Consider the following 18,405-nt stretch of genomic DNA (forward strand, 5'->3'; position numbering starts at 1 on the left):
CTCCCGCACCACCCGCACCGCCGCGCGCCCGGAGGCCCTCGCATGACCGACCAGTCGACCGTCCCGGAGGTCGTCTCCGACGACCCCGGCCACCCGCCTGCGCGTCGCGGGCGACGCGGCACCACGTCGCACGCCCGCCACTTCTCCAGGGGCTTCATCGCCAAGCTGATCCTCATCGGCACGGTCGACGCCCTCGGCGTCTACGGGATCCTCACCGCGTGGGCCGTGCAGTCCTGGGGGATCCTGGCGTTCCTCGTGGTCGCGCTGGCCGGCGCGAACTGGGCGTACTTCTCCCGCCGGATGGTCCCGGCCAAGTACCTGGTCCCGGGCCTGCTGTTCCTGCTCGTCTACCAGATCTACGCGATGGGCTACACCGGCTACGTCGCGTTCACGAACTACGGCGACGGGCACAACTCGACCAAGGCGGACGCGATCTCGCAGATCGCCGCGCAGAACGAGCGCCGCGTCGAGGGCTCGCCCACGCTGCCGCTCACCGTGGTGCGGCAGGGCGAGGAGCTCGGGTTCGCCGTCGTCGGCGAGGACGGCGACGTCCAGGTCGGCACGGCCGAGCAGCCGTTCGAGGACGCCGACGCCACCGTCGAGGGCGGCCGCGTCACCGAGGTGCCCGGCTGGGACGTGCTGAGCTTCGGGCAGGTCGCGCAGGACCAGGAGGCCATCACCTCGCTGCGGGTGCCCTTCTCCGACGACCCGTCCGACGGGTCCGTGCGCACGCAGGACGGCTCGACCGGCTACCTGGCCCGCTCGACGCTCGAGTACGACGCGGGCAGCGACACGTTCACCGACACCGAGACCGGCACCGTCTACGCGCCCGGCGACCGCGGCAACTTCGTCTCCCCGGAGGGGGAGCGGCTGACCCCGGGCTGGCGGGTCGGCGTCGGGTTCGACAACTTCACCGCGTTCGTGACCGACTCCCGGATGGCCGGGCCGTTCGCCCAGATCTTCGTCTGGACGTTCGTCTTCGCGTTCCTGTCCGTCGCGACGACGTTCGCGCTCGGCCTGTTCCTCGCCATCACGTTCAACGACAAGCGCGTCCGCGGCCGGCGGGTCTACCGCTCGCTGCTGATCCTCCCGTACGCGTTCCCGGGGTTCCTCTCGGCGCTGGTCTGGCGCGGCATGCTCAACGAGCGGTTCGGCTTCATCAACGAGGTGCTGCTGGGTGGCGCGAGCATCGGCTGGCTGAGCGACCCGTGGCTCGCGAAGCTCGCCGTCATCGGCGTGAACCTCTGGCTGGGCTTCCCGTACATGTTCCTCATCTGCACGGGCGCGCTGCAGGCGATCCCGTCCGACATGATCGAGGCCGCCCGGATCGACGGCGCCGGGCGCTGGCGGATCTTCCGGTCGCTGACGCTCCCGATGCTGATGATCTCCGTCGCGCCCCTGCTGATCTCGTCGTTCGCCTTCAACTTCAACAACTTCTCGCTGATCTACATGCTGACCGGCGGTGGCCCGAACTTCGTCGGCACCCCGTACGTCGTCGGTCACACCGACCTGCTGATCTCGATGGTCTACTCCGTGGCGTTCGAGAGCGGCGTCAAGCAGTACGGCGTGGCCAGCGCGCTGTCGATCGTCATCTTCCTGATCGTCGGGGTCGTGTCCTACCTCGGCTTCCGTCGCACCCGCACCCTCGAGGAGATCTGAGATGGCCCGCACCCTCGAGCAGCACACCGCCGTGCGCGGTCGTCGCTGGTGGTCCGAGATCGGCTGGCGGCACGTCGTCGGCGTCGTGATGATCGCGATCTGCGTGCTGCCGCTGCTGTACGTGCTGTCGGCGTCGCTCAACCCGGGCGGGACGCTGACGGGCTCCAACCAGCTGTTCCGCTCCTTCAGCCTGGAGAACTACGCGGACCTCTGGCCGCGCGGGTACGGGGACTGGGCGCTCAACTCGCTGCTGGTCTCCAGCGTCACGGCCATCGGCACCGTCCTGATGGGCGCCGCGGCGGCCTACGCCTTCTCGCGGTTCCGGTTCCGCGGCCGGCACTCCGGCCTGACCGCGCTGCTGCTGATCCAGATGTTCCCGCAGATGCTCGCGTTCGTGGCGCTGTTCCTGCTGCTGCTGGCGCTGTCCGAGGTGTTCCCGGCCATCGGCCTGAACACCCAGCTCGGGCTCATCTGCGTCTACCTGGGCGGCGCCCTCGGCGTGAACACGTTCCTCATGTACGGGTTCTTCAACAGCATCCCGCGCGAGCTCGACGAGGCCGCGAAGATCGACGGCGCCACGCACGCCCAGATCTTCTGGACGATCATCCTGCGGCTCGTGGCCCCGATCCTGGCGGTCGTCGGGCTGCTCTCGTTCGTCTCGTCCTACGGCGAGTTCATCATCGCCAAGGTCGTGCTGCAGCGGCCCGAGCGGTTCACACTGGCGCTGGGGCTCTACAACTGGGCGTCCGACGAGCGCAACGCGCGCTGGGGCCTGTTCGCGGCCGGCGCCGTGCTCGCCGCGATCCCGGTGGTGCTGCTGTTCCTGTACCTGCAGAAGTACATCGTCGGCGGGCTGACCGCCGGCTCGGTGAAGGGCTGACCTCGACCATGACGCACGTGCGGCTCGGCGCGCACCACGACGGCTCCGCGCTGCACGTCCCGCCCGGCACCCCGTCCCTCGGCGACGTGGTGCCGGTGCGGGTGCGGGTGCCGGTCGCCGGCCCGGCGCCCGAGGTGCTGGTCCGCGTCGTCGAGGACGGCGAACCGCGCGTCCACCCGGCGCGCGCCGACGGGGGCGACGACCACGAGCGCTGGTTCACCGCCGACGTCCCGGTCACCAACCCGGTGACGTCCTACCGGTTCCTGCTCTCCGGGCCCGGCCTGGAGGGCGGGCAGGCGTGGCTGAACGGCGAGGGCGTGATCGCCCGCGACGTGCCCGACGCCTCCGACTTCCGGCTCTCGACGTCGCCCGCCGGCCCCGACTGGGCGCGGGACGCCGTGGTCTACCAGGTGTTCCCGGACCGGTTCGCCCGGTCGACCGGCCACGACGGCCCGCCGCGCGGCCCGCTGCCGGAGTGGGCGCTGCCCGCGTCCTGGGACGACGAGCCGATCGGCGGCGGCCCCGGCACCGGCACGCAGCTGTTCGGCGGCGACCTGGCCGGCATCGAGGCGCGGCTGGACCACCTGCAGCGGCTCGGTGTCGACACCCTCTACCTGACCCCGTTCTTCGAGGGCCGGTCGAACCACCGCTACGACGCCCGCACCTTCGACCACGTCGACCCGCTGCTCGGCGGCGACCCGGCGTTCGCGTCCCTGGCGCGGGAGGTGCACCGGCGCGGCATGCGGATCATGGGCGACCTCACCACCAACCACACCGGCGACGACCACGACTGGTTCCGCCGGGCGGTCGCCGACCCGGGCGCGCCCGAGCGCGACTTCTACTACTGGCGCGACGAGCACCCCGGCTACGTCGGCTGGCTCGGCCACGCCTCCCTGCCCAAGCTCAACCACCACGCGCCGGCGCTCGCGGACCGGCTGCTGGACGGGCCCGGCTCCGTGGTCGGCCGCTACCTGGCCGAGCCGTTCCGGATGGACGGCTGGCGGGTGGACGTCGCCAACATGACGGGCCGCCAGGGCGCGGACGACCTCACGCACGACGTCGCCCGCCGGATGCGCGCGGCCATGACCGCCGTGAACCCGGACGCCGCCCTGATCGCCGAGCACTTCCACGACGCGGGGGAGGACCTGCGCGCGGGCGGCTGGCACGCCACGATGAACTACTCCGCGTTCACCCGGCCGCTGTGGACCTGGCTGGTCGACCCGGGGTCTGCCGCCGGCGTCCGGTACGTCGAGCTGCCGACGGGCATCCCGCGCCGGTCCGGGCAGGCGGCCGTCGCGGCGATGCGGGAGTTCGCCGCCGCCGTGCCGTGGTCCGTGACCACGCACCAGTGGAACCTGCTCGGCTCGCACGACACCGCGCGGTTCCGCACCATCGTCGGCACCCGCGAGCGGGTCGAGGTCGGTGCGGGCCTGCTGCTCACCTACCCGGGCACGCCGGTCGTGTTCGCGGGCGACGAGGGCGGCGCCGTCGGGCGCAACGGCGAGCACGCGCGCGTGCCGATGCCGTGGTCCGCGATCGACGCCGGCGGCGGCGCGGGCTGGGACGCGGCGACCTTCGACGTGTACCGGTCGCTGATCGCGCTGCGCCGGTCCTCGCGCGCGCTGCGCGAGGGCGGCCTGCGCTGGGTCCTGGTCGAGGACGACGCCGTCGCCTACCTCCGGGAGACCGCCGACGAGCGGGTGCTCGTGCTCGCGTCGCGGGGGCCGTGGCCGGGCGCGGTGCTGCCGGGGTACCTGCTGGCGGCGGGGGAGCGGCCGGCGTCGCTGTACGGGGGCGCCGACCTCCTCGTCGACGAGGCGGGGCTGCACCTGCCGGGCGACGGGCCGGGGCTGCAGGTGTGGCGCCTGGCGTGAAGCCGGCCGGTGAGGGGGCACCGGGCGTCGGTCTCAGACGATCGTGCGGATCGGGCAGCGCGCGACCCCGGCGCGGGCGATCCGCGCGTCCGCGGTGACGAGCGTCGCGTCGTGGGCCTCGGCCGCGGCGACGGAGGCGGCGTCGTAGGTGGACAGGTTCGACCGGACCTGCCACATGCGGGGCAGCAGGGGCCCCGTCGGGGTCACGGCCACGGTGGCCGACGCGAGGGCGACGACGGCAGCCTCCGCGCGGTCCTCGTCGAGCCTGCGGCCGAGGAGCAGGCCGCGGATCACCGCGAGCACCTCCACGTGCCAGTGCTCGGGGACGAGCCACGCGGGGTCGGCACGCAGCGCGCTGTCGGCCTGCTCGGCGCGCGGATCGTCCCCGGCGAAGGTGAGCGCGAACGCCGACGCGTCCGGGACGATCACGTCGGATCGCCCGAGCGGCGGCTCCGGGCGTCGTCCAGTGCGCCCAGCACGTCCTGCCCGGTGGCGTCCGAGCCGGTGCGCCAGGTCGCGATCGTGTCCAGGACGGCGACGTTGTGCCCGAAGGCCGCCTCGCGCAGCACGATCTCGCGCAGGAACGCCTGCAGGCTCTGGCCCTTGGCGCGGGCCCGTTCGGTCAAGGCGTCACGTGCGTCGTCGGGCACATCGCGGATCTGGAGGGCCACCATGCCACCATTCTGCATGCATCCTGCACCAAGGTCGAGGGTGTCGGGCGCCCGTTGCGCGGCGGCGCGCCGATAGGCTGGCCCCGTGACCAGCGAGCACCCCGACGGCTACGTCGACGCCGACCGGGAGCGCTGGGTCCCCGAGGCACCCAAGTCCCGCGCCCGCACCCCGTTCGAGCGGGACCGCGCGCGCCTCGTGCACTCCTCGGCCCTGCGCCGGCTCGGCGCCAAGACGCAGGTGCTCGGCCCGTCCAGCGACGACTTCGTCCGCACCCGGCTGACGCACACCCTCGAGGTCGCGCAGGTCGGCCGCGAGATCGGCAAGACCCTCGGCTGCGACCCCGACGTCGTCGACACCGCCTGCCTGGCGCACGACCTCGGCCACCCGCCGTTCGGGCACAACGGCGAGCGGGCGCTCGCGCACCTGTCCCGGGACATCGGCGGGTTCGAGGGCAACGCGCAGACCCTGCGGCTGCTCACCCGGCTCGAGCCGAAGGTCGTCGGCCCGGACGGCGTCGCGGTCGGGCTCAACCTGACCCGCGCCTCCCTCGACGCCTCGGTGAAGTACCCGTGGGGCGTCGGCGAGGGCCCGCTGTCGGCGAGCGGCCGCCCGACGCACAAGTTCGGCGTCTACGCCGACGACCTGCCGGTGTACACCTGGCTGCGCGACGGCGCTCCCAGCCGCCGCAAGTGCCTCGAGGCGCAGGTCATGGACCTCGCCGACGACATCTCCTACTCCGTGCACGACGTCGAGGACGCCGTCGTCGGCGGCCGGTTCGACCTGTGGGTGCTCACCGTGCCGGACCAGCGGGCGCGGGTCGTCGAGGCGATCCACACCTGGTACGGCGACGCGATCGACGCCGCGGGGCTCGAGGCCGCGATGGACCGGCTGGTCGCGGCCGAGCTGTGGCGGCCCGGGTTCGACGGCACCCGCGGGGCGCTCGCGGCGCTCAAGGACACCACCAGCCAGCTGATCGGCCGGTTCGCCCGCGCCGCGCAGGTCGCGACCCGCGAGGAGTACGGGCCCGGCCCGTTGACCCGGTACGCCGCCGACCTGATCGTCCCGGAGGACACGCAGGCCGAGATCCTCGTGCTCAAGGGCCTCGCCGTCGCGTTCGTCATGGCGCCGCGCGAGCTCGAGCCGCTGTACCAGCGGCAGCGGGAGATCCTGGCCGACCTGGTGCACGTGCTGTCCGAGCGCGCGCCGCTGGCGCTGGAACCGCCGTTCGCCGCCGACTGGCGCGCGGCGGCCGACGACGCGGCGCGGCTGCGGGTCGTGGTGGACCAGGTCGCGAGCCTGACGGACGTGAGCGCCGCGGCCTGGCACGCCCGGCTGGCCCCGCCGCCGCGGTACTGATCGCGACCTCCCGGCACCGCGGTGCCACCACCGAGGTCGAGGGTTCGCCGCCAGATCGAGGCCCGAAACCCTCGACCTCGGCGGAAACCCTCGACCTCGTGCAGTGACGTGCACCGCTGAGCCCGGGAGCGCGCCCGGGTGCACCTCGCGCGAGCCCTAGGATCGACCCGTGGCAGGACGGATCCGGCGGGAGGACGTGCAGACGGTCCGCGAGCGCGCCCGGATCGAGGACGTCGTCGGCGAGCACGTCGCGCTGAAGTCCGCCGGCGTCGGGTCCATGAAGGGCCTGTGCCCGTTCCACGACGAGAAGTCGCCGTCGTTCCACGTCCGCCCGCAGGTCGGGCTCTACCACTGCTTCGGGTGCGGCGAGGGCGGCGACGTCATCGACTTCATCCAGAAGATCGACGGCCTGCCGTTCGCCGAGGCGGTCGAGTACCTGGCCGGCCGCGCGGGCGTGACCCTGCGCTACGAGGAGGGCGGCGCGCCGCGCCCCGGGCACGAGCCCGGCAAGCGGCAGCGGCTGCTCGAGGCGCACCGGATCGCCGAGGAGTACTTCGCCGAGCAGCTGCTCACCCCGGAGGCCGCCACCGCCCGCGCGTTCCTCGCCGAGCGCGGGTTCGACCGGGCCGCGGCCGAGCAGTTCGGCGTCGGCTACGCCCCGCAGGGCTGGGACCACCTGCTCCGGCACCTGCGCGGGCGGTCGTTCACGGAGGCCGAGCTGATCGCCAGCGGCCTGATGAGCCAGGGCGCCCGCGGCGTGTACGACCGGTTCCGCGGCCGGCTGGTGTGGCCGATCCGCGAGGTCACCGGCGACGTCGTCGGTTTCGGGGCGCGCAAGCTGTACGAGGACGACCAGGGGCCGAAGTACCTGAACACCCCGGAGACCCCGCTCTACAAGAAGTCCCAGGTGCTCTACGGCATCGACCTGGCCAAGCGCGAGATCGCGAAGAACAAGCAGGTCGTCGTGGTCGAGGGCTACACCGACGTGATGGCCATGCACCTGTCCGGCGTCGGCACCGCCGTCGCCACCTGCGGCACCGCGTTCGGCTCGGACCACGCGCGGATCGTGCGGCGGCTGATGGGCGCGGGCGGCGCGGCGAGCGGCGTCCAGCTGGCGTCGGGGGAGTCGGTCGGCGGCGAGGTCGTGTTCACGTTCGACGGCGACTCCGCCGGCCAGAAGGCCGCGATGCGCGCGTTCGGCGAGGACCAGGCGTTCAGCGCGCAGACGTTCGTCGCGGTGGCCGACGGCGGGATGGACCCGTGCGACCTGCGGCAGGCCCAGGGGCCCGACGCCGTGCGCGCGCTGGTCCGGACCCGGCAGCCGCTGTTCGAGTTCGTCATCCGGACCACGCTGCAGGGCTACGACCTGCACACCGCCGAGGGTCGCGTGGCCGCGCTGCGGGCGTCGGCGCCGATCCCCGGCGGCATCCGCGACGCCGCGCTGCGACCGGAGTACACCCGCATGCTCGCCGGCTGGCTGGGCATGGACCTGGACACCGTGCAGCGCGCGGTGCAGAGCGCCACCCGCGGCGGCTCGCGCGCGGGCGGCGGCGGGTCGAACCGAGCGCCGAGCACCTACGGCCAGCCCGGCGGCGGCCGGTCCGCGTTCGTGCCGCCCGGCCCGGAGCAGGGCGGCTGGCAGCGGGACGGGGGTCGCGGCGGGCGTCCCGGCGGCCAGCGCGGGGGCGGTGGCAACGGCGGCCGCTGGCAGGACCGCGGCAACGGCCGCGGCGACCGTCGCGGGCCCGGTCCCGACCGGCAGTGGGACGCGCGCGGCGGCGAGCCGCCGTACGACCCGTCGCACGAGCCGCCGCCCGACCTCGACCAGCAGGGGTCCGGCGACGGCACCATCGCGCTGCCCGCGCCGCGGATGTCGATGCCGGACCCGCGCGACCCGGTCACCGCGACCGAGCGCCGGGCGCTCGAGGCCGTGCTGCAGATGCCCGAGGTGGTGCCGCCGGAGTTCGACGACCTCGGACCCGACGCGTTCACCGCGCCCGCCTACCGCGCCGTGCACGCCGCCGTGCGTGCCGCCGGGGGAGCGGCGTCCGCCCGGCAGCGGGTCGCCGCGGCCGGCCCCGGCGCGACCGTCGGCTGGGTCGAGGCCGTCCGCGAGGAGGCGGCCGCGCCCGTGGCGGGCCTGGTCACGCAGCTCGCCGTCGCGCCGCTGCCCGAGGACCGTGCCGACCGGCTGCCCGGCTACGCCCGCGGGCTGGTGATGGCGCTGATCGAGATGGAGATCACCCGGCACATCGCCGACCTGCGCGGCCGGCTGCAGCGGATGGACGCGACCGCGGACCCCGAGGGCTACCGCACGCTCGCGGTGCAGCTGATGGCCGAGGAGAACCGCCGCCGCGCCCTGCGCGAGAGCGCCTGACCCCAGCGGTTGCCGCCCGCCGGCTGCGCCCCGCAGCGGCTGCGCCCGGCGGCGGTACGGTGCCGGGATGGAGCTGTGGGGCGCCGCCCTGTACGGGGAGCCGTGCCGGGAGTGTTGGTACGTCTGGGACCGCACGCCGGGCCAGGCGGTGCACGCCGTCACCGAGGTCCCGGGACGGTTCGCGGCGGTGCTGGTGACCGCGCCCGAGCCGCTGCGGCACCCCGACCTCGGCTGGACCACCGCCGCGTACGTGCGGCACGTGGCCGACAACCTGGAGATGTGGGCCTACCGGCTGGACGCCGCCCGCCTGGACGGCCGCCGGGCCGCCGCGGGCTACGACCCCGACCGGCTCGGGGACGCCAAGGACTACGCGCACGCCACCGTCGGCGCGTCGCTGCTGGCCCTGCGCCGGGCCGTCCCGGGCTGGACCGACGCGGTCGAGGCGGCGCTCGCGGCCGGGGTGGTCCTGGACCACGCGACCCGCGGGCCGCAGCGTGCGGCCGACGTCGCCCGGAACAACGCGCACGACGCGCTGCACCACCTGCACGACGTGCGCCGGATCGTCGAGCACGCCGCCGCGGTCACCGGCGCCTGACGACGCCCGCACGAAACCTGCCGCACACCGGAGCCGTCTACCCTGGCGCCCATGACGACTGCGGAGGCCGCACCCGGCCAGGAGCTGCCCGACGAGCGCGAGATCCTGGGCTGGGACCAGTTCGGGGAGGCCTCGCGCGAGCTCGCACGGGCAGTGGTGGCCTCGGGCTTCGAGCCGGACGTCGTCGTGGCGGTCGCGCGCGGCGGCCTGCTGCCCGCCGGCGCGCTGTCCTACGCGCTGGGCCTCAAGGCCTGCGGCACGCTGAACGTCGAGTTCTACACCGGTGTCGACGCCCGCCTGCCCGAGCCGGTCGTGCTGCCGCCGCTGCTGGACAACGCCGCCCTGATCGGCCGGCGCGCGCTGGTGGTCGACGACGTCGCCGACACCGGCGAGACGCTCGCGCTGGTGCAGCGCCTGGTCGCGGAGCACTGCGAGGAGGCGCGCACCGCGGTGCTCTACGCGAAGCCGCACTCCATCGTCGCGCCGGACTACGTGTGGCGCCGCACCGACCGGTGGATCACGTTCCCGTGGTCGGCGGAGCCTCCCGTCACGGTCTGAGCCCCACGACGCTCACCGGCCGGGGGCGTCGACCGACGCGCCGCCGAGGCCCTCGGCCCGCGCCCGGACGATCGCCGCGGACCGGTCCGGGACCTCGAGCTTGGTGAGCACGTTCGCCACGTGGTTCCGCACGGTCTTGGCCGACAGCCCGAGCCGCCGGGCGATGACCACGTTGTCGTGGCCGGCCGCGACCTGGTCCAGCACCTCGCGCTCGCGGTCGGTCAGCCGCGGGAACGGCACCCGCACCGCCGACCGACCGCCGAGCACGTAGGCCATCGCCCGGGCCGCCACCGAGGGGCCGAGGATCATCTCGCCCGCGGCGACGGCGCGGACCGCGCGCTCGACCTGGTCCGGCGGGGCGGACTTGACCAGGTAGCCGCGGGCGCCGGCGCGCACGGCCGCGACGACCGCGTCGTCGTCCTCGTGCATGCTCATCACCAGCACGGCGACGTCTTGCCGGGCCGCCAGCACCTCGCGCGTCACGTCGACGCCCGACCCGTCGCCCAGGTCCAGGTCCATGACCACCACGTCGACGGGCAGCGCCTCGCGCACCAGCAGCGCCCGCGCCTGCGCCGCACCCGCCGCGGCGCCGACCACCTCGACGCCCGGCAGGGAGCCGAGCAGCGCCGTCATCCCGATCCGGAACACCGGGTGGTCGTCGACCAGCGCCACCCGCACGGTCACGTCGGCACCGCCGTGGCCCGGGCCGGCGCGGTGGCGTCCAGCGGCGCGCCCGGCACCAGCGGCAGCACGGCCCGAACCCGGGTGCCCGGCGCCAGCGCCGTCACCTCCAGCACCCCGCCGAGCTCGTCCGTGCGCTCCCGCATCGAACGGGTGCCGACGCCGACCGTGCCGCCGGGTCCGCGGCCGTCGTCCTCGCAGACCAGCTCCAGCGCCGCCGCGGTCCGGCGCACCGCGAGCGTGCACCCGGCGGCGCCCGAGTGCCGCTGCGCGTTGCGCGCCGCCTCGCCCAGCACCGCGTAGGCGGCGGCCGCGACGACCGGGTCCAGGTCGCCCGGGTCGTCACCGGTGCGCACCGCCGCGAACCCGTCCTGGCCCAGCCGCCCGACCAGGTCGTCGAGCGCACGCCCGAGCCCGTGCTCGTCGAGCACGGGCGGCAGCAGGCTGCGTGCGAGGCCCCGGACGTCCTCGACCCGCCGCTCGGCCTCGGCGCCCAGCGCGCGGAGCGCCTCGCGGGCCGCCTGCACCCCGGCTGGTGTGCCGGCGTCGAGCAGGTTCACCGCGCCCTGCAGCCCCAGGCGGACGCCGCTGAGCCACGGCCCGAGGCCGTCGTGCAGCTCCCGGCGGATCAGCCGGCGCTCCCGCAGCCGGGCGCTCGTCGCGGCGTCCCGGGCCCGCTCGAGGTCCCGCGCCCCGGCGGCGAGCGCCAGGCCGGCGGCCACGACCGGCAGCACCTGGTCCAGCGCGGTGCGGGTGCGCGCGTCCAGCCGCTCGCCGGGCGGTGCGGTGACGGCGAGGTCGCCGACGGTCCTGCCGCCGTGCTCGACGGCGACCTGCAGCGGCGCGGAGGTCGGGTCGCCCCAGGCGGCGGTCAGCGGGTCGGCGTCCGTGGTGCTCAGCCGGACCGACTCCAGCCGCAGCGCCTCGCCGACGCTGGTCACCAGGCCCGCGAGCAGCTGCCCGGCGTCGCCGGGAGCGGTCAGCGTGCGGCCGAGGCGCAGCGCCGCGCGTGCCGGGTCGTCGCCGTCGCCGTAGACGAGGTGCCGCACCCGGGTCTGCAGCCAGCCGCGCGCCGGCTGGAGCAGCAGGACCACGCCGACGGCCGCGGCCACCTGGGCGCCGGCGCTGCTGGTGCCCGCGAGCGCGGACACACCCGCGGCCACCGCGGCGTACGCGCCGGCCAGGGTCAGGGCCAGCAGGGCGGCGACCGTCGCGCGGCTCACCGCCAGGTCGAGCCCCCACAGCCGGTTGCGCAGCACCGTGACCAGCAGGGCGGCGGGGAACAGCGCCTGGCACACCAGGTGGCTGACCGGGATCGCCAGCACCAGCCCCGGTCCGGGGTCGCTGAGCACCAGGGGGACGAACGACAGCGCCATGATCCCGGCCGCGACCGCCAGCACGCCGAGCCCGCGGCGCTCGGCCGCCGGCCCGCGGCGGTACCGCCACCAGGTCCCGCCCGCCGTGGCGAGCCCGGCCGCCACGACCAGGGCGATCGCCCACCGCGGGTCGGACATCGGCGCGAGCAGCCGGGTCCCGGTCAGCAGCACGGCGGCCACCGTGCCCAGCGCCACGCCGGCGCGCGCCCACGGCCCCAGCGGCCCGTCGCGGGCTAGCCACGGCACCACCGTGAACAGCGCCACGGTGCCCGGCACCCAGATCCAGCCGAACGTCGCGACCAGCCAGTCCAGCGCGGGCAGCTCCGGCCGGGTCGCCGCGAACGCGCCCCACGCGCCGCCGACCGCGGACACCCCGCCCGCGAGGCCCGCGAACGCCACCAGCCAGCCGACCGGGTGCCGCCGCCGGGACAGGATCACCGCGCCGACCGTCCCGTAGACCGCCGCGACGGCGACGTCGACCGCCGTGAACAGCAGGTCGCCCGCGATCATCCCGCCACCGGCCGCGACGTGCAGCACGGTCGCCGTCCCGGCGAGCAGCCAGGCCACGACCGCGATCGTGGCGGCGACGACGGGCAGCCCGCCGTCCGCGCCCCGCTGCGCCGCCGACCCCTCCCGGACCATGGCGTCACCGTAGGGGCAAACCACCACAGAACGGGAGGGGTCGGGCGCCCTCACCGGCGGTCGCCGACCGCGAAACCGATCGCGGCGACCAGCAGCCACACCGGCCCGGTGAACCCGGCCATGTACTGCAGCGGCGACAGCCCGAGCAGCAGCGTCAGCCCGCCCAGCACCGCGCTGACCCAGCCGATCCACCGCGGAGCCGCACCGTGCCGCAGCGCGGCGACCGCCACGGCGACGCCCGTCAGGCCGGCACCGACCCACAGCCACGGGATGGTCGCGACCCAGTCCGTGTAGAACGCGCCCGACTCGGTGACCATCTTGTCCGGCTCGGCGAACCCGAACATGAACTGCGTGTCCAGGCCCGTCCCGAGCAGCGCGGCGACGGCCACGAGCAGCAGCCCCGCCGACGCCACCGCCGGCAGCAGGCTCCCCGCCGGCGCCTGCTGCCCGAGCCGCCGGGCGAGCCCCGCGGCGAACACCGTCACCAGGACCATCGTGATCAGGGTCGCGGTGTGGAACAGGACCATCGTCGGGATCTTGTCCGCCATGTCGGCGACCATCGCGTCGGCGTCGCCGGCGGTCTGGTCCCAGTCGACCGAGAGGCCGAGCGACGCCTGGATCGAGACGAGGCCGGCCAGGCCCGCCCCGATCCCGGCGAGCGCCCAGCCGCGCGGCTGCGGCCGCACCCGGACGTCCGGTGCGGGCGTCGCCGTCACCGTGCCCGTGCCGCCCCCTGCGGCGGCACCGACCCTGGACGTGCGGCCGGCGGAGGGTGTGTCGTGCGTGGTCATCGCTGGCTCCTCGGTTCTCGCCGGAGGCCGTGCGCCTCCGCTGCCGACGACGCTCGCCCGGGACGCGTCCCGGGCGGAAGGGCGCGTGGCCCGGCTCCCCGGGCGATCGACCCGGGCCCGGCCGGGGGCGAGACTGCAGCAGGTGCGGCCGCTCGGCAGAGGTGGCCTCGCGCGGTCCGGCCACGAGGATGAGCAGCACGAGGCAGGGAGGTGGCACGTGACCGGGTTGCGGCTGCGGTGCGTCGCCAACCGCGGGGTCTTCCTGCCCGACGGCCGACGCCCGCGGGGCACGACGGCCTCATCGGCGTTCGCGGTCACGCCGGGGCGGGCCTACGTCGCCGCCGGGGTGCTGGCGCTCGCGGACCACCTGAGCGTGCTGGTCCGCGACGACTGGGGCGGGCCGGCGTTCGTCCCGGCCGGGCTGTTCGCCGAGGTGACCACGACGCTCCCGGCCGGGTGGTCCTTCGCGCTGGACACCGGTGCCCGCGCGGGTCGGCGGACGCTGTGGGGCGAGCCCTGCGTGGCCGTGTGGGGGTACCGGGAGCTCGTCGAGGACGAGGGGCACGTGGCGGCGCTGCTGGCGGGGGAACCGACGGCGGTCGTAGCGTGCCTCGCGGAGATCGACCTGGCTGATGCCGAGGCGCCGCCGGGCCGGCGCTCCGCCCGGGTGCGACCGGACGTCGACGGCTGAGTCAGGCGTCGCCCCGGCGCCGCGCCGCCGGCCACTCCGGGTCGTTCCACGCGACGTCGCTCCCGCCGACGCGGGCGAACCGGACCTCGGGGTCGTCGCTCTGCAAAAGGGTCAGCAGCCGGCCGCCGAGCAGGGAGGCCTCCCGCGAGTGCTGGGCCAGGAGGTCGAGCAGCACCCGTGCCGAGGTCGGTCGGAGCCGGGCGAACGCGTCGAACCCGAACAGGACGACGACGAGTCCCGTTGCCTGGGAGTCCCAGCCGTAGGCCTGCTCCACGACGTCGCGGAGGCAGTCGTGCAGCGCGTCCAGGTTGCGCCCGTAGTACGCAGGGAAGTGCAGCAGGCGGGCGACGTCCCGGTGCAGGTCCGCCTCGTCGGTCCACGTGCCGGCGGGCAGCGTGACGACCTGGTAGCCGCGTCCGGCGAGCCACGTGGTCGTCTCGGCGAGGGCGGCCGGGCGGTGGAACAACGTCACCGGCGACAGCTGGAGCAGGCGGAGGGCCCGGTCCTCGGCGGGGTCGGTGTCACGGTCGAAGGCGGCCACGCGCGCAGCCTAGGGGCGAGGTGGGCTCGACGTGGTCGGAGGCCGCAGAGCCGAACGGGTGGCACCGCCGTGAACCTGCTCGGCCGCTGCCGCGCGCCACTAACGTGCGTGCGTGCTCTTCCGCGTGGTGATCGTCCTCGTACTCGTCGTGGCGCTCGTCGTGAACCTGGACTTCGTCAGGAGGGCGAACCGCGGTGATCGCGACTACCTGCAGCGGTATCTCCTGCACTGGCGCGTCCGCCTGCTGTACGCGGGCGGGGGCCTCCGGACGGTCGTCCGCACCATCGTGCCGGTCACCCTCATGATCACGTGGTGCTCGATCGGCGCCGCGACGGCGCTGCTGATCCAGGACGAGACGCCCGGTCCGGTCCTGCTCGGGTACGTCCTCGGGATCGTCGTGCTGGGCATCAACTTGCTCGTCGTCCGCCTCACCGGGTGGCCCGCGTTCCAGATCCCCGCGCCGTTCCGCGGCATGTCCGAGGCCGAGCTCCAGTCCTGGTTCGATGCCGACTCCACCCCGGGCTCTGGGGTCTCGATCGCCGACCACCTCCCGCTCGACGTGGTCGACGCCTCGTTCGACAGCTCCGTGCTGGTGGTCCGCGGACAGGACTGGTACCTGGCGGCCTGGTCTCCCTGGCGCGGTGAGATCGAGGGACGTCAGGTGGATCGGGACGACGCGGGGACGCGGGACCTGGTGCCGCTCCTCAGCGGGCAGCAGCTCGTCGCGGTGCACGGCCGCGGCCCGCGCCGGGGGGTGACGGTCTTCGAGCTCACCCGAGGTCGGATCGAGGTCGATTCCGACCCGCGCGGCCGGCCCTGGCAGCTCCGGCTGCCGGGGCGGACCGTCGTGGTGGGCGCTGCCCGGGCGTGATCGCGCGAGGACGAGGGAGACGCACTCGGGTGCGCCGCCTCGGTCGGTCTTCAGGCCGTCGCCACCGCGTGCGCCGTCGCGGTGGCTCTCCGCGGAGCAGCGCGGCAGCGCACCCGTTCGGGGGAACGTGCGCCGACCAGCCACGGCGCCCCGATCGCGGCGCTACGGTCCCGACCAGGGACAGCGCGCCGCCCGGTGCACCGGACCGGGAGGGTGGTGCGCGGTGTCGACCGCCCGTCGTGCGATGGTCCTGGCCCTGGTCGGCATCGCCGGGACGCTGCTCGGCCTGCTGATCGCCGCTGCCACGTTCCGGGACGACTGGCTGTTCCGGCACGCCTGGGAGATGCAGCCGAACGGCACCGGCATCGCGTCGGACGTGCAGGTCGCCCGGTACGCCACGGCGATCCCGGCGGACGACGCGCGCCGGGTCGCGGACGCGGCGCTGGAGCCGTTCGGCATCGCGATCCCCCCGAGCGCCCTCCGGGTCGAGGTCGACGTCGTCGACTTCGAGTCCGAGCAGGACGCCTGGGTCGAGGACGGGACGCTCGTGCGCGTGATGCTGCCGGGGGACGAGGCGGAGGCGTGGCTGGCCCCCGAGGTCGTCGGGTGGGACCTGTCGCCGTCCACAGGGTCCTGGACCGTGGAGGACCTTCAGCCCTGGGTCCTCGACCTGATGGGCGAGTACGTCGACCTGCACGTGCCCGTCGCGGAGCGCAGATCGGTGGGGGAGCCCTGGCTCGCGGTCGTCGCCCCGTACGGCGATCCCGCCGAGGTGACGTTCCTCGTCTACGACCCCGTGACCCGGATGTGAGCGGCGACCGGCGACACGGGTCCGCCCGGCAGCGCCGGTGCGTCGTCGAGCCACGCGTGCCGCGATGACCGGGTCTCGTGAGCCGGTGGGCTCTCCGGTGAGCACGCGATGGACGGGACGACCGATCACGACGGGACGAAGGCCATGAGATTTCGACGTGCCGGGATGACGCTTGCGCTGGTCCTCGCGGTCGGGACCAGCGCGGCGGGGTGCACCTTCGGTTGGTCGTGGACGTTCGAGCCGAACACCACAGGAGCGCGGACAGGCGACCGGGTGGCGCGCCACGAGCAGATGGTGCCGGGTGACGCTCGGGTCGCCGCGAGCGAGGCCCTGGCGGCGTACGGGGTGGAGCTGCCGGAGGTGGCGACGGACGTGTCGATGTCGGAGGTCGACTTCGAGCGGTCGGGGTGGATGGTCGCCGATGCCACCCTGATCGCGATGGATCTGCCGCGTGACGCGGTGGAGCCGATGCTCGACTGGACGTCGACCGGTCTGTTCTTCCCCACAGGGATCACGGCGGGTGACATCCTGGCGCCGTCGATGGCTGATCTGATCGGCGAGCCGTACGACCCCACGACGCCTGCGGTCGACTGGTTCGTGCACTCCGTCGACCCGGAGGTCCCGGACCGCAACATCGTCGTGCTGTGGCCCCCTGGTGATCCGGCAACCGTTCGCTTCGTGATCTACGAGCTGCCGAGTTGAGCCCTGCCCATGTGCGCTCGGAGCGTCCGGGCGTTCACCTCCGCCCTCTGGTGGAACCGTGATCGGCCGTAGGGAACGGCGACCGCTCCGTTGGCGAGCGCGACGTCGCGTCGAGGCTCGGGCCGTGCACTCTCGGCACGTGGCGAGTCTCGTCAGTGAGGAGCTTCGTGAGTCGTGACGTCCCAGGAGCTGCGTGGGGTGCGCGATCGGTCCTCGAGCGACCGCGCCTCGGCGCGCCGAGGGTGGCCGAGGGTGGAGGCCCGAATCGCGACCGCAGCGCGAGGGACTCCGACGGACCCGGCCCGGCTCGAACGGGCGGCCCCCCTCGCCGGCTGCGGTCGGACGCGCCCGTACCGGGTAGGCGCGCCTGGGGCGGGTTCGGGACGAGGGTACGGGACGACGCCACCGCGGTCACGCAGTTGTCGAGCGTGCTCCGTCAGGGAGAACGTGGGGCGAAGCGCCCCACGAGCGAAGCCCCACGACGTGGCCGTGACCGATGATCGCTGGGTGGCGGTGATCGCGAGGCGGATGCGGGTCGTGCTGGTTGACGCCGGTGAGCAGGAACGTGCGCTCGACCCGCTGTGCACGCAGGTCGACGTACCCGGACGGGATGATGGAGGATCCGTTCGAGCCACGTTGCACCGTCGACCCGGTGCAGTCCGAGCTGCGCTCGGGAGACGTGCTCGATGAACGTCAGGGTCGTCGTCCTCACCGTCGCGCTGACGGCAGCGCTCGCGGCCTGCGCTCCAGACGACGGCGCCCCGAGTATGAGACTCCCGCTGACCTGGAGTCAGGACGACATCTCGATCACGCTCGACGAGGAGAACCGCGCGTCCGTGACCGACATCCCGCACGACGACACGACATGCACGAGCGTCGTCGCCGGCGGTACCGAGGTCACCGGGAGCGGCGAGTGGTCGTGGGAAGGCTCCGGCCGGCTGGTCGTGTCCATCGACGGTGTCGAGATCGCGGTCCAGTCGGCCTCCTACCTGGGAGAGGCCGACTGGACCAGGCTGCTCGTCGACCGGTGCGGAACAGACTTCAACGACGATGCTCCTGTCGAGCTGTTCTTGGAGGGGGCGCTCTCGGCGGTCGAGGGCTGACCGTCGAGGCGCCTCGTGTCCGTCACCCGTGGCACGGCTGCTATCCCCGTGCACCCCACCGCCCGCCGTCGCTACACTGACGACCACAGGCACCGATCCGGCCATCACCGGGGAGCCTCCGGAAGAACAGGGCGCCTGCTCCACCGACGCCCCCAGTAGACCCGGACGGGTAGGCCCGTCACAGCCGTCAGCGAGTGGTCGCACGCCGCCCCCACCAGGGCAACG

Annotated in this window: 18 protein-coding genes; 12 read left to right on the forward strand and 6 right to left on the reverse strand. The window is 74.7% G+C overall.

Annotated features, from left to right (window positions below):
* The first annotated feature begins 42 nt into the window (after window positions 1–42).
* From AC1050_RS14965 to AC1050_RS14975, 3 genes are read left to right on the forward strand one after another with little or no spacing between them, the layout of a single operon-like run.
* Complete coding sequence (locus AC1050_RS14965) at window positions 43–1,659, forward strand: ABC transporter permease subunit (RefSeq protein WP_482388197.1); 1,617 nt, start codon at window positions 43–45, stop codon at window positions 1,657–1,659.
* Window position 1,660: 1 nt separating this feature from the next.
* On the forward strand, window positions 1,661–2,539 hold the full coding sequence (locus AC1050_RS14970) for a sugar ABC transporter permease (protein WP_482388198.1): 879 nt from the start codon (window positions 1,661–1,663) through the stop codon (window positions 2,537–2,539).
* Window positions 2,540–2,547: 8 nt separating this feature from the next.
* Window positions 2,548–4,413: a glycoside hydrolase family 13 protein gene (locus tag AC1050_RS14975; protein WP_482388199.1), complete on the forward strand. Its 1,866-nt coding sequence runs from the start codon at window positions 2,548–2,550 to the stop codon at window positions 4,411–4,413.
* Window positions 4,414–4,446: 33 nt separating this feature from the next.
* Here the strand turns inward: AC1050_RS14975 and AC1050_RS14980 are convergent, their stop codons facing one another.
* Together AC1050_RS14980 and AC1050_RS14985 are read right to left on the reverse strand one after the other, a co-directional pair.
* Entirely contained in the window at window positions 4,447–4,842 is a 396-nt protein-coding gene (locus AC1050_RS14980) for a type II toxin-antitoxin system VapC family toxin (RefSeq protein WP_482388200.1), read from the reverse strand.
* Window positions 4,839–5,087 carry a FitA-like ribbon-helix-helix domain-containing protein gene (locus AC1050_RS14985; RefSeq protein ID WP_482388201.1) on the reverse strand — a complete coding sequence of 83 codons (249 nt, stop codon included), beginning with the start codon at window positions 5,085–5,087 and terminating at the stop codon, window positions 4,839–4,841. Before AC1050_RS14985 ends, AC1050_RS14980 begins: the two co-directional genes overlap by 4 nt.
* Window positions 5,088–5,169: 82 nt before the next feature.
* Here AC1050_RS14985 and AC1050_RS14990 point away from each other — a divergent pair, with 82 nt between their 5' ends.
* From AC1050_RS14990 to AC1050_RS15005, 4 genes are all read left to right on the forward strand, one after another.
* Window positions 5,170–6,441, forward strand: a complete 1,272-nt coding sequence (locus AC1050_RS14990; protein ID WP_482388202.1) for a deoxyguanosinetriphosphate triphosphohydrolase — start codon at window positions 5,170–5,172, stop codon at window positions 6,439–6,441.
* A gap of 169 nt (window positions 6,442–6,610) precedes the next feature.
* Window positions 6,611–8,818, forward strand: a complete 2,208-nt coding sequence (dnaG, locus tag AC1050_RS14995; RefSeq protein WP_482388203.1) for a DNA primase — start codon at window positions 6,611–6,613, stop codon at window positions 8,816–8,818.
* 67 nt (window positions 8,819–8,885) lie between these two features.
* Window positions 8,886–9,413 (forward strand): DinB family protein, encoded by a 528-nt coding sequence (locus tag AC1050_RS15000; RefSeq protein ID WP_482388204.1) that lies wholly within the window; start codon window positions 8,886–8,888, stop codon window positions 9,411–9,413.
* A 51-nt stretch (window positions 9,414–9,464) separates the two neighbouring features.
* Complete coding sequence (locus tag AC1050_RS15005) at window positions 9,465–9,971, forward strand: phosphoribosyltransferase (RefSeq protein ID WP_482388205.1); 507 nt, start codon at window positions 9,465–9,467, stop codon at window positions 9,969–9,971.
* Between the two features lie 12 nt (window positions 9,972–9,983).
* On the opposite strand, the gene AC1050_RS15010 is transcribed toward AC1050_RS15005, so the two are convergent.
* Genes AC1050_RS15010 through AC1050_RS15020 form a run of 3 tightly spaced genes read right to left on the reverse strand, consistent with a single transcriptional unit; the run spans window position 9,984 to window position 13,461 of the window.
* Window positions 9,984–10,655 (reverse strand): response regulator, encoded by a 672-nt coding sequence (locus AC1050_RS15010; RefSeq protein WP_482388206.1) that lies wholly within the window; start codon window positions 10,653–10,655, stop codon window positions 9,984–9,986.
* The gene (locus tag AC1050_RS15015; protein ID WP_482388207.1) at window positions 10,652–12,670 is read right to left on the reverse strand and encodes a sensor histidine kinase; all 2,019 of its coding nucleotides are present in this window, start codon (window positions 12,668–12,670) and stop codon (window positions 10,652–10,654) included. The genes AC1050_RS15010 and AC1050_RS15015 overlap by 4 nt, the downstream gene beginning before the upstream one ends.
* 50 nt (window positions 12,671–12,720) lie before the next feature.
* The gene (locus AC1050_RS15020) at window positions 12,721–13,461 is read right to left on the reverse strand and encodes a hypothetical protein (protein WP_482388208.1); all 741 of its coding nucleotides are present in this window, start codon (window positions 13,459–13,461) and stop codon (window positions 12,721–12,723) included.
* 217 nt (window positions 13,462–13,678) lie between these two features.
* Here AC1050_RS15020 and AC1050_RS15025 point away from each other — a divergent pair, with 217 nt between their 5' ends.
* The gene (locus AC1050_RS15025) at window positions 13,679–14,152 is read left to right on the forward strand and encodes a hypothetical protein (protein ID WP_482388209.1); all 474 of its coding nucleotides are present in this window, start codon (window positions 13,679–13,681) and stop codon (window positions 14,150–14,152) included.
* Between the two features lies 1 nt (window position 14,153).
* On the opposite strand, the gene AC1050_RS15030 is transcribed toward AC1050_RS15025, so the two are convergent.
* A complete protein-coding gene (locus AC1050_RS15030; RefSeq protein ID WP_482388210.1) occupies window positions 14,154–14,693 on the reverse strand; it encodes a barstar family protein in 540 nt (179 codons plus the stop codon).
* Window positions 14,694–14,805: 112 nt separating this feature from the next.
* Here AC1050_RS15030 and AC1050_RS15035 point away from each other — a divergent pair, with 112 nt between their 5' ends.
* The 4 genes from AC1050_RS15035 (at window position 14,806) to AC1050_RS15050 (ending at window position 18,180) form a co-directional block, all read left to right on the forward strand.
* Entirely contained in the window at window positions 14,806–15,564 is a 759-nt protein-coding gene (locus AC1050_RS15035; RefSeq protein WP_482388211.1) for a hypothetical protein, read from the forward strand.
* 223 nt (window positions 15,565–15,787) lie between these two features.
* Complete coding sequence (locus AC1050_RS15040; protein WP_482388212.1) at window positions 15,788–16,375, forward strand: hypothetical protein; 588 nt, start codon at window positions 15,788–15,790, stop codon at window positions 16,373–16,375.
* Window positions 16,376–16,540: 165 nt separating this feature from the next.
* Complete coding sequence (locus tag AC1050_RS15045; protein WP_482388213.1) at window positions 16,541–17,077, forward strand: hypothetical protein; 537 nt, start codon at window positions 16,541–16,543, stop codon at window positions 17,075–17,077.
* 686 nt (window positions 17,078–17,763) lie between these two features.
* Complete coding sequence (locus tag AC1050_RS15050; protein ID WP_482388214.1) at window positions 17,764–18,180, forward strand: hypothetical protein; 417 nt, start codon at window positions 17,764–17,766, stop codon at window positions 18,178–18,180.
* Window positions 18,181–18,405: the final 225 nt, after the last annotated feature.

This window comes from Cellulomonas sp. NEAU-ZC6, from assembly GCF_056844425.1.